Below are 5,942 nucleotides of genomic sequence, written 5' to 3'. Positions count from 1 at the left end.
GTTAAAATTATTTTTATTGCCCTTACTATTCCTAACATTCTTTTTTGAAAATGTTATATAGCATTTCTCAGCAATCGTGAGGTACACCTATCTTAATTTTTTCCTATTCCCTATTCCCTATTCCCTGTTCCCAGTTAAGTGTTCCCTGTTCCCTAAAACCAAGGAATTTTGTACCTCACGCTTCTTGGGAATTGCTATAATATGAGAGATTATTTGAATATCCTATAAATTTAGTCTAAACTCTAGTTATAGGTCTAATAGTTGTATTCTATGTTAATCAAAACTCCTATGATTTCCAAATAAAAAGCCCATATCAATGATACAGGCTTTAAAAAAATATCAATATTCTCTAAGTTTATAGAGAAATTTGTCTAATTTTATAGTGAATATCATCCACTAAATATTTTCCCAAAGATAACTATTTAATTTCTACCTTAGCTCCTGCCTCTTCTAATTGTTTCTTGATATCTTCAGCAGCTTCCTTGGTAATTCCTTCTTTCAGTGCCTTAGGTACAGACTCCACCAACTCTTTTGCTTCTTTCAGACCCAAATCTGTAATACTCCGGACTATTTTCAGAATAGCAATTTTCTTGTCTGAAGGAAATTCAGTAAGAATTGCATCAAATTCAGTTTGCTCTTCCTCTGGTTCTGCTGCTGCTGCACCAGGTGCTCCTGGCATAGCCATCGGCATCATCATACCACCACCAGTTGCAGCAGCACTAACACCAAAAGCTTCTTCAATTTCTTTTACTAACTCAGATGCTTCTAGTAGAGAAAGTGACTTAAGTTGTTCAAGGATTTCTTGAGTTTTTGCAGACATTATTAATCTCCTATTTGTTGTTAATTTACAATTATTTGTTGGCGATAATTTTGACTATTTATTATCTGAACTTTAGTCATCTGTTCTATCAAATATCAGCCAAAAAAATCGTTTTTGGGAATAGCAGTCGCAGCAAAAAGCGCAGACATTCCTAAATGCTCAAACCAAGTCTAAGATTACTTTTGTACATCGCCCAGGAGAAAGCTCCCATCAGCGTGTCACTATAATTAAGCAGTATCCCCTTGTTGTTCTTTATCTGAGATTGCTTGAATAAGTCTACTTACAGAAGCAGGAACTTCATTAATACCAGTAGCAAGCTGAGTAGGTACAGCATTGAGGCCAACAGCTAATTTAGTAGCTACACTATTAAGAGCACCAGCCACTTGAGCAAGTAACTCTTCCTTAGATGGCAGATCGGCGATCGCTTTAACTTGATCTTGATTCAGCAGACGCCCTTCCATAACGCCACCCTTAAATTCAGTTTTCTTGGTGGCTTTTTGGAAGTCTTGGTATGCCTTAATCGCACCACCAATATCGTCCTTCAAGAATAGGAAAGCATTAGAACCTGCCAGTAACTGTTCCATAGGTTGCCAGTTACTATCTTCTTTAACGGCAATTCCCATCAAAGTATTTTTAGCAACTGTACAAACACTACCTGTAGGTATTAGTCTCCTGCGCAAGTCTGTTATCTCAGCAACAGATAATCCTTGATAATCAATCACCAGGGTTAGCTGGCTTTCACTCAAGCTTTGCTTGAGATCTGCCAACATTTCCTGTTTTTGTTCTTTAGTTTTGCCCATATTTATCTTAATGAGAAGTGAGAAGTCAGCAGTTATATCTAGCTAATTTTCAGAATTTAGGAATGAGGATTTGTTAACTTCTAGATTTCCTGCACAGAAGTATTTCAGTGCAATACTTCTCGTCAAAAACTTTGGATCTTATTTACAGCAATGCATGAGGATAGTGAGGAACATTGTAACACAGCCTTCAAGGCTGTAACAACCTGGAAGGTTGAACTGCCACTCATTACTAACAGGTTTCCAGCTTTTAACAAATAGTAAAGCTTTGTACCTCACGGGCCTCCGAAACTGCTGTAATTCTCATTCCTTAGCAATGTTCTAATAATACTTAGACATTTTCTAGTAAAAAAACTGCTTGTTTGCACAGCATGATCTATATATTCATTCTGCTTCTCAGCAATGCCAAAATCAAAAACCCCGACAGATTTTGGTATCTGCCAGGGCTTAAGAATTATAAAATCCAAATTAAGCAATCAAATTAGGGTCTTTTACAAAACCCTCCATTGTTATCTTTGAATAATTAACTCTTGAACCTCGGCAGGAAATTAAGCTATTAGCACCTGCTGTCTACAGCTCTTCGATTTTGATTTTTTAGTAAAAAAAATAGTCAGCACTCAGCACTCAGCAAGATTGTTTTTTTATTTAGAAGCAAATTACTACTGGTAAACAATCGTACTTATAGAAGCAGAGCTAAAGCTGATTGCTGATTGCTAAAAGCTGATAGCTAGTTAAATTAAGCTGCTTCAGCCAATTTTAAATCCCGCAAACTACTAACTTCAATTTCAATTGAAGGCCCCATCGTTGCCGATACAAATATAGTACGCCAATAACGACCCTTTGCTCCAGAAGGACGGTTCCGATCAATACACTCTTGTAGAGCTTTTAAATTTATCAGTAAATCTTCTGCAGAAAAAGAAGCTTTACCAAACATAACATGAACAATACCAGTTCTGTCTGCCCTAAATTCTAACTTACCAGCTTTAAATTCGTCAATTGCCTGTGCCAGGTCAAAAGTTACAGTACCGCCTTTAGGAGATGGCATTAAACCTCTAGGACCTAGTATACGACCTAGTTTAGCTACTTGAGGCATCACATCTGGCGTAGCAATTAACCGATCAAATTCCATCATACCTTTACTAATCTGTTCGATTAGCTCTTCTGAACCTGCTAAATCTGCTCCTGCTGCTAGAGCTTCATTAACTTTCTCACCTTTAGCAATAACAGCAATTCGGATAGTTTGACCAGTCCCCTTCGGCAAGGCTACCGTAGTTCGTAGTTGTTGATCTGTATATTTAGGATCTATCCCTAAACGAATATGAGCTTCTGCTGCTTCTGGAAATTTTGCCGTAGCCGTTTCTTTTAAAAGTTGGAGTGCCTCTTGTGGTTCATAAGGTCGCTCTTCCACTTTTTTTTTCAATTCTTGCAATCTACGAGAGACTTTTTTTCCCATTTAATCCTCCTGGGGTACTTAACGAAGCTCTGCTTCTCCCCCTAATATTTTTTACTTTTACTTTGACATACTCCCGACGTTGCCCTTTGGCGAAAAAATAGGGATTCTGAGCGTCTGGGAAACCCTGACCGCTGCGCATGACAGAGGTGATGTCCTCCCCCTGTATTGACATCGATAATAACAAAATGCTCCTAGCTTGTGTCTTGGGGATATGAACGTTAGCTTATGAAGGTATCCGAATCCTTGCCCTGGCTTTCCCATACGACGCTCCCCTGCGGGAGAGCGCGGGACTTCCCGCCAAGAAAGTTAAATTTGAAATAGGGAATTAGAAATTGATTAATTAAATTCATTAATCAGTAATCGTAATACCCATATTTCTTGCTGTACCTGCCACAATTTTCATTGCAGCATCAATGTCATTAGCATTGAGGTCTGGCATTTTTGTTTGAGCAATTTCTTGGAGTTGAGCTTGAGTAATAGACCCTACCTTTGTCTTATGTGGTTCACTTGAACCACGGTCTACCCCTGCTGCTTTTTTGATTAAAACTGCTGCAGGGGGAGTCTTCAGAACAAAGGTAAAACTACGGTCTTCATAAACCGAGATTTCTACTGGTACCACTGTACCAGCTTGGTCTGCAGTTTTAGCGTTATACTCCTTGCAAAACGCCATAATATTCACACCATGTTGACCTAAAGCTGGACCGATCGGCGGAGAAGGGTTAGCCTTTCCTGCCGTAATAGCCAACTTAATAACTGCCACGACTTTTTTTGCCATTACTTATGCTTTTCTACCTGATTAAACTCTAATTCTACCGGCGTATCACGTCCAAAAATGGATAATAGCGCCTTCAATTTACTTCTTTCTGGACTTACCTCAATCACATCACCTTCAAAGTCTTTAAATGGCCCTGAAAGTACCGTAATGTGGTCTCCTTCTGCCACTGTTACTTTTAGCACTGGCTCTTGTTCTTGAGCGCGCTTAAAGATCCTCTCTACTTCTGAAGAACTTAGAGGTAGTGGCTTAACATGACCGCGACCCCTTCCGTAGCTACGCTTTTGTTCAGCCCCTACAAAGTTAATCACATTTGGGGTACTTTTGACAACCTGCCATGCTTCATCATCAATTCTCCATTCTTTCTGTTCCTCATGCCAATTGAGCTTCATTTGTACCAATACATACCCAGGAAAAACTTTTTCTTCACTATGTTGGCGACTACCATCTTTACGAAGCTTAATTGCAGGTATATGAGGAATTTCTATTTTCAATATCTTATCTGTAACATCAAGAGTTTGAATACGCTGGCTCAAATTAGTCTTAACCCGTTTTTCGCATCCAGAGGCGACTTGTACTGCGTACCATCGCAATTCTCCTTTAGCAAACTCTTTAGTTTTTTCTTCTACTTGTTCTGATTGTGTTGTCTCTTGTGTTTCTTCTGAATATAATTTCATCCAAACACCACCCCAGCTGCCCAACTAAAGAACTCATCTACTAGGTAAATGATTGTTGCTGATAGAATAACCATCAATAGTACAGCTACAGACTCACTTATTAATTGCTCTCTGCTTGGCCATACTACTTTATCTAGTTCCTGTTTTGTTTCTTGGAAAAAAGTTACAGGACTTAAACCTTCTTTACTTTCTTGTACTCTTATTTCCTCTTTTTTGGCCACAATAATTTATTTCCCCCCTAAGTTTGTGATATTCTTCTATCATTCACACTTACAGTATAACGAATATAATCGTAAATATCCCAACTTGAAGCCTCGGCCTGTAGTGTTTCAAAAGCCATCTACTGACCAAACCTCTACATATACCAATGTATAGAACTTACCTCCGGGCATATATTTATTTAGAAATTCTTTAAAATACTCTCCGCCATAGCTTTAGAGCTACTCTTTACTAGGCTTCACTTAGTTAAATAGTTGTAACCTACATTCCGCACTAAATTTGGGAAATAGTATTGGATTCTATCTTCGTCGCCCTATTAGTATCTCGTCGGGCTCAGCGAATATCTAACCACGGGATACATGGTATACATCAGAGAAAATTTTTCACTAATTCAGCGCGCCCTGGAGGACTCGAACCCCCGACATCAGGTTTTGGAGACCTGCGTTCTACCAACTGAACTAAGAGCGCATAGTTGAGGTGTTAGATGTAATCTAATCAGCCTCGACTTTTTTTAGTTTAACATAACTTTCTATCAAGTGGGAGAAAATTTTTGAGATTCTTTTTGAAACAAACTATAAAGGACGATCGAATCTTTGCTTCACGCGAGTGGCCTTACCAACACGATCTCTCAAGTAGTAGAGTTTAGCTCTACGCACCTTACCCCGACGAATCAATTTAACACTAGCAATCCTAGGAGAATGGATCAAGAATACCCGTTCTACCCCTACACCTTGAAAAACACGACGAACTGTAATGGTTTCGTTTATACCTCCATTCCGCATGGCAATAATAGTACCTTCGTAGGGCTGGACTCGTTCTTTTCCTCCTTCTATAATTTTGACTCCGATTTTTACAGTGTCACCTACATATAGTGCAGGAATTTTCTTTTTCGAGCCTTGCTGGAATTTTTCTATTTCTTCAGCTTCAATTGCGGATATTATTTCTTGGGCTTTCATCATACTTTTTCAAACTCACAATCTACTATTATATACCAAGGAATAGGGAGTTTGGGAAGGGTGGGAAGGGTGGGGAGTGTGGGGAGTGTGGGAAGTGTGGGAAGTGTGGGGAGGGTGGGGAGTGTGGGGAGTGTGGGGAGTGTGGGGAGTGTGGGGAGTGTGGGGAGGGTGGGAAATACTAAGGTCTTGAAGATAGGTAAGTGGTTAGGACATTCTTAAACCCTCAAATTTAGTCCGTGCTGCGAATG

8 protein-coding genes, 1 tRNA gene and 1 other annotated feature are annotated in these 5,942 nt (G+C 39.3%); of the genes, 1 reads left to right on the top strand and 8 read right to left on the bottom strand.

Features of this window, described 5'->3' with window-relative positions:
• Nucleotides 1–418 precede the first annotated feature (418 nt).
• The 8 genes from rplL to rplS all read right to left on the bottom strand — a co-directional run bounded on the left by rplL (nt 419) and on the right by rplS (nt 5,694).
• Nucleotides 419–820, bottom strand: coding sequence for a 50S ribosomal protein L7/L12 (rplL, locus tag F6K40_RS38220; protein WP_293144920.1), 402 nt, complete (start codon nt 818–820; stop codon nt 419–421).
• 227 nt (nt 821–1,047) lie between these two features.
• On the bottom strand, nt 1,048–1,620 hold the full coding sequence (gene rplJ, locus F6K40_RS38215; protein ID WP_293144918.1) for a 50S ribosomal protein L10: 573 nt from the start codon (nt 1,618–1,620) through the stop codon (nt 1,048–1,050).
• Nucleotides 1,621–2,064: 444 nt separating this feature from the next.
• Nucleotides 2,065–2,211: a sequence feature (ribosomal protein L10 leader region), on the bottom strand.
• Between the two features lie 142 nt (nt 2,212–2,353).
• On the bottom strand, nt 2,354–3,070 hold the full coding sequence (rplA, locus tag F6K40_RS38210; protein WP_293144915.1) for a 50S ribosomal protein L1: 717 nt from the start codon (nt 3,068–3,070) through the stop codon (nt 2,354–2,356).
• 349 nt (nt 3,071–3,419) lie between these two features.
• Nucleotides 3,420–3,845, bottom strand: coding sequence for a 50S ribosomal protein L11 (gene rplK / locus F6K40_RS38205; protein WP_293144912.1), 426 nt, complete (start codon nt 3,843–3,845; stop codon nt 3,420–3,422).
• Nucleotides 3,845–4,519 (bottom strand): transcription termination/antitermination protein NusG, encoded by a 675-nt coding sequence (gene nusG, locus F6K40_RS38200; RefSeq protein ID WP_293144909.1) that lies wholly within the window; start codon nt 4,517–4,519, stop codon nt 3,845–3,847. Before nusG ends, rplK begins: the two co-directional genes overlap by 1 nt.
• Nucleotides 4,516–4,740 (bottom strand): preprotein translocase subunit SecE, encoded by a 225-nt coding sequence (gene secE, locus F6K40_RS38195; protein WP_293144906.1) that lies wholly within the window; start codon nt 4,738–4,740, stop codon nt 4,516–4,518. Before secE ends, nusG begins: the two co-directional genes overlap by 4 nt.
• A gap of 393 nt (nt 4,741–5,133) precedes the next feature.
• Nucleotides 5,134–5,206, bottom strand: a tRNA-Trp gene (locus F6K40_RS38190).
• A gap of 104 nt (nt 5,207–5,310) precedes the next feature.
• A complete protein-coding gene (gene rplS, locus F6K40_RS38185) occupies nt 5,311–5,694 on the bottom strand; it encodes a 50S ribosomal protein L19 (RefSeq protein ID WP_293144923.1) in 384 nt (127 codons plus the stop codon).
• Nucleotides 5,695–5,745: 51 nt separating this feature from the next.
• Here rplS and F6K40_RS38180 point away from each other — a divergent pair, with 51 nt between their 5' ends.
• On the top strand, nt 5,746–5,913 hold the full coding sequence (locus tag F6K40_RS38180) for a hypothetical protein (RefSeq protein ID WP_293144903.1): 168 nt from the start codon (nt 5,746–5,748) through the stop codon (nt 5,911–5,913).
• Nucleotides 5,914–5,942 lie beyond the last annotated feature (29 nt).

The sequence above is a fragment of the Okeania sp. SIO3I5 genome (genome assembly GCF_010672085.1).
Classification (GTDB): Bacteria; Cyanobacteriota; Cyanobacteriia; order Cyanobacteriales; family Microcoleaceae; genus Trichodesmium.
The sequence above is the reverse complement of the archived record's forward strand: the minus strand, read 5'-3'. Positions and strand labels throughout refer to the sequence as shown.

What these genes read in the sequence shown, in the direction of transcription:
- rplK (WP_293144912.1), bottom strand. Translation starts at nt 3,845, where the DNA reads ATGGCAAAAAAAGTCGTGGCAGTTATTAAGTTGGCTATTACGGCAGGA.
- nusG (WP_293144909.1), bottom strand. Translation starts at nt 4,519, where the DNA reads ATGAAATTATATTCAGAAGAAACACAAGAGACAACACAATCAGAACAA.
- rplS (WP_293144923.1), bottom strand. Translation starts at nt 5,694, where the DNA reads ATGAAAGCCCAAGAAATAATATCCGCAATTGAAGCTGAAGAAATAGAA.
- rplA (WP_293144915.1), bottom strand. Translation starts at nt 3,070, where the DNA reads ATGGGAAAAAAAGTCTCTCGTAGATTGCAAGAATTGAAAAAAAAAGTG.
- rplL (WP_293144920.1), bottom strand. Translation starts at nt 820, where the DNA reads ATGTCTGCAAAAACTCAAGAAATCCTTGAACAACTTAAGTCACTTTCT.
- rplJ (WP_293144918.1), bottom strand. Translation starts at nt 1,620, where the DNA reads ATGGGCAAAACTAAAGAACAAAAACAGGAAATGTTGGCAGATCTCAAG.